The 4,032-nt window shown below is 68.9% G+C and carries 2 protein-coding genes; one reads left to right on the forward strand and one right to left on the reverse strand.

The window, feature by feature from the left end; genetic code table 11:
• On the reverse strand, nucleotides 1-2,052 hold a 2,052-nt coding region (locus tag H0W38_RS18175), incomplete at its 3' end, for an acetoacetate--CoA ligase (RefSeq protein ID WP_292456714.1).
• A gap of 229 nt (nucleotides 2,053-2,281) precedes the next feature.
• Between H0W38_RS18175 and H0W38_RS18180 the strand changes: the two genes are divergently transcribed.
• Nucleotides 2,282-4,032 (forward strand): diguanylate cyclase (locus H0W38_RS18180; RefSeq protein WP_292456718.1); only part of this gene is annotated, 1,751 nt, incomplete at its 3' end.

Here is a 4,032-nt window from a genome sequence, read left to right on the forward strand (position 1 = left end):
GAACCAATCCACGCATCCCGCATTCGCCATCGCATCCGCGTTGAGCACCTGCTTCGCATCCGCGCCCATCAGCAGCTTCTTCACCGGCAGCTCCATCTTCTTGCCCGACAAGGTCCGCGGCACCGCTTCGACCTGGAAGATCTCGTTCGGCACATGCCGCGCCGACAGCGCCGTCCGGATCACCGCCTTCAGCCGCTTCGTCAACGCCTCATCCAGCACCAACCCTTCGCGCAGCACCACGAACAGCGGCATGTAGCTCTCTCGGCCCAGGTATTCCAGGTCCACCACCAGGCTGTCCAGCACCTCCGGCAGCGCCTCGACCGCCCGGTACAACTCTGCCGTACCCATGCGGATGCCGTGGCGGTTGATCGTGGCGTCGCTGCGGCCGTAGATGACGGCGCCGCCGCGTGGCGTGATGCGGATCCAGTCGCCGTGGCGCCAAACCGCAGGTTGCCCATTTCGGCCCGGGTACATGTCGAAGTAGCTGCCCAGGTAGCGGCGGTTGTCGGGGTCGTTCCAGAAGTACAGCGGCATCGAGGGAATGGGCTTCGTGCACACCAGCTCGCCCACCTCGTCGATCAGTGCGCGGCCGCGCCCGCTGGCGTCGGGCTCGCTCCAGGCCTCGACCGCCGCGCCGAGGCAGCGGCACTGCATCTCGCCTTTCACCACGGGCAGGGTCACCATGCCGGCAACGAAAGCGCCGGCGAAGTCGGTGCCGCCGGAGATCGGGTTGAGCCAGATGTCGCGGCCCTCGCGCTTGGGCAGCTGGTCCCAGATCCACTGGTAGCCCTCGTCCGACAGCGGTGAGCCGGTCGAGCCCACGCCGCGCAGCGCCGACAGATCGCCCTCGCGCATCGGCTCGATGCCGGCTTTCAGGCAGCTCGCGTAGAACGCGGCCCCCGCGCCGAAATAGGTGACACCGGCATCGGCCGCGAAGCGCCACAGCACGCCCCAGTCGGCCGCACCGACCGCCGGCGCCGGCCCGCCCGGGCTGCCGTCGTACAGGCACACGGTCGTGCCGTTCAACAGCCCCGAGACCTGCGCGTTCCACATGATCCAGCCGCTGCTGCTGTACCAGTGGAAGCGGTCGCCGCTCTCGGCGCTGGCGCCCAGGTTGTGGTGCATGGCATTGGCCTTGAGCGAATTGAGCATCACGCCGCCATGGCCGTGCACGATGGCCTTGGGCAGGCCGGTGGTGCCGCTCGAATAGACGATCCAAAGCGGCTGGTCGAAGGGCAGCCACAGCGGCTCGAAGGTCGCCTCGCCTTCGGTGAGCGCGGCGAAGTCGTGCACCGCGCGCCCGGCGGCGGCGAGCGGCGCCGCATCGGCCGCTTCGTCGAGGTAACGCAGCAGCACCACGTCGCGCACGCTCGGCAAGGCCTCGAGCAGTTCACGCAGCAGCGGCAGGCGGTCGTGCGGGACGCCACCGTACATGTAGCCATCGCAGGCGATCAGCGCCTTGGGCTCGATCTGCCGGAAGCGGTCGAGCACCGCCACCGGCCCCATGTCGGGTGAGCACACCGACCACACCGCGCCGACGCTGGCGCAGGCCAGAAACGCCACGATTGCCTGCGGCGCGTTCGGCAAAAAGGCGGCGACGCGGTCGCCGGGCGTGATGCCCAGACGCTGCAGGTGCAAGGCGAGCGAGGCGACTTGGCGCTTCAGCTCCGGCCAGCTCGTTTCGTGCAAGGCCTGCGGATCGCGTTGGCTCAAGGCCTCGTTGCGAAACAGGATGGCCGGGTGCCCAGCCGCGTGTGCGGCGTCCGCATGACGCAGCACCTGCTGCGCGTAATTGACTTGCGCGCCCTCGAACCAGCGCGCGCCGGGCATCGCCGGCTCGGAGAGCACGCTGCCCCAGGGCGTGGGCGAGAGCACATCGAAGTGCTCCCAGATCGAGGCCCAGAAGTCGGGCAGCTCGTCGATCGACCAACGCCACAGGGCGTCGTAGCCGGCCGGCGTGTCGGCCTCAAAACGCCGGCCGCGGCTGGTTTCGAGAAAGCGCAGGTAGCGGGCGATCTGCGGCTCGGGAAGGGGCGCGGGCGAGGAAGGCATCGGCGGCTCCAGGGGTCGGACCACAAGCGTAGCGCGCGGCTTGCGGGCCGGCCTTGCTGTGCAGCCCGAGCATTTCGCACGGATTCGCACACGGGGCCTGTCGCTTTCGATCTCGCAGGCCGTCTCCCTCAAGTCAGCGCGCGTTGCGCCGAAGAGAATGCAAACCCCTTGCGGGCGAAGAAGCCGCAGGCGGCATGCCTACCGGCCCGGACGAGACGAGGAACACGCTTTGGCCTATCTGCCTTCGAGCTACGACCCCGGGCTCGTCGTCGCCTCCCTGTTGATCGCGAGCTTCGCGTCCTACGTCGCTCTGGACCTGGCCAAGAGGGTGCATACCCACGACCGGGGCGTGAATCTGGGCTGGTGGTTGGGCGGCTCGGTGGCGATGGGCACCGGCATGTGGTGCATGCACTTCGTCGGCATGCTGTCGTTCTCCTTGCCCATCGCGCTCGGCTACACCTGGGGGCTGACGGTGGCTTCGTGGGTCGCCGCGGTGGCCGTGTCGGCCATGGCCTTGTTCGTTGCCAGCCGCGCCTCGCTGAGCTGGCGCCGGCTGGCCGGCGGCGCGCTGGCGATGGGCGCCGGCATCTGTGTAATGCACTACATCGGCATGGCCGCGCTAGACATGGCGCCGGGCATTGTGTGGAATCCGTTCCTGGTCGCAGCCTCGGCGCTCATCGCGGTCGGTGCGTCGGCGGCGGCACTGCTGATCTTCTTCTGGCTGCGCAGGGTCAATGCCACTCGCGGCCAGCTCTATCAGAGCCTCGCCGCACTGGTGATGGGCGGTGCCATCTGCGGCATGCACTACACCGGCATGGCCGCAGCGAGTTTCCCCGAGGGCGCGGTGTGCCTGAGCGCCAACGCCCTGGCGGGCAGCAACGTCGGCGCCGCGGTGGCGATGTGGTCGGTGGCGCTGCTCGCGGTGGCCTTGTTCACCTCGACCCTCGATGCGCGCATGCAGAGCAGGACGGTGCGGCTCGCCGGTTCGCTCAAGGCGGCGAATGCGCAACTGCAGGCGGTCAACGAAGAGTTGAAACACCGCGCCTTCGTGGACCCGCTCACCGGCCTGCCCAACCGCCTGCTGTTCGAAGACCGGTTGACGCACGCGCTGAGCCGCCTCGATCGTGCCGAGGAACGCCTCACCGGGCGCCCCGGGGCCAAGCTGGCCGTGCTGTTCATCGATCTCGACGGCTTCAAGCCGGTCAACGATTCGCTGGGTCACGCGGCCGGCGACCTGGTGCTCAAGGAGGCGGCGCTGCGCCTGGGCGTCGCCGCACGCGACAGCGACACGCTGGCGCGCATCGGCGGCGACGAGTTCGTGATGCTGGTGGAGGACGCGGCCAGCCTGGCCGACTGCGTGGCCCTGGCGCGCCGGCTGGTCGCGGTTCTGGCCCGCCCGTTTGAAGTCGGGAACCGGCAGGTGGAGGTTTCCGGTTCGGTCGGCATCGTCGTCTATCCCGATCACGGCCACAAGGACAAGCTCGTCGCGCATGCCGACGCCGCGATGTACGCGGCCAAGCGCGCCGGCGGCAACACCTATGCCTTGTTCGAGTCGCACATGGACGCCGGCGCACTCGAACAACTGAGCCTGCAGAACGACCTGCGTCACGCCGTCGAGCTCGGGCAGCTGCAGCTCTACTACCAGCCCAAGTTCGACGCGCGGCGGGGGCAGATCCGCGGCGTCGAGGCCTTGCTGCGCTGGGACCATCCGGTGCGCGGGCTGGTCAGCCCGGGCGTGTTCATCCCGCTGGCCGAGCGGGTCGGCCTGATCAACAGCGTGGGCAACTGGGTCATCGACGAAGCGTGCCGCCAGATGCAGGCCTGGGCCGAAGACGGCCTGCGGATGCGCGTCGCGATCAATCTGTCGGCGCACCAGCTGCGTGAGGAAGACCTGGTCGAACGCATTGCGAAGGCCCTGGCTCGGCACCAGGTCGAGCCCTCCCAGCTGCTGTGCGAGATCACCGAAACGGCCGCGATGGA

It is taken from the genome of Methylibium sp. (assembly GCF_013817365.1).
GTDB lineage: Bacteria > Pseudomonadota > Gammaproteobacteria > Burkholderiales > Burkholderiaceae_C > Methylibium.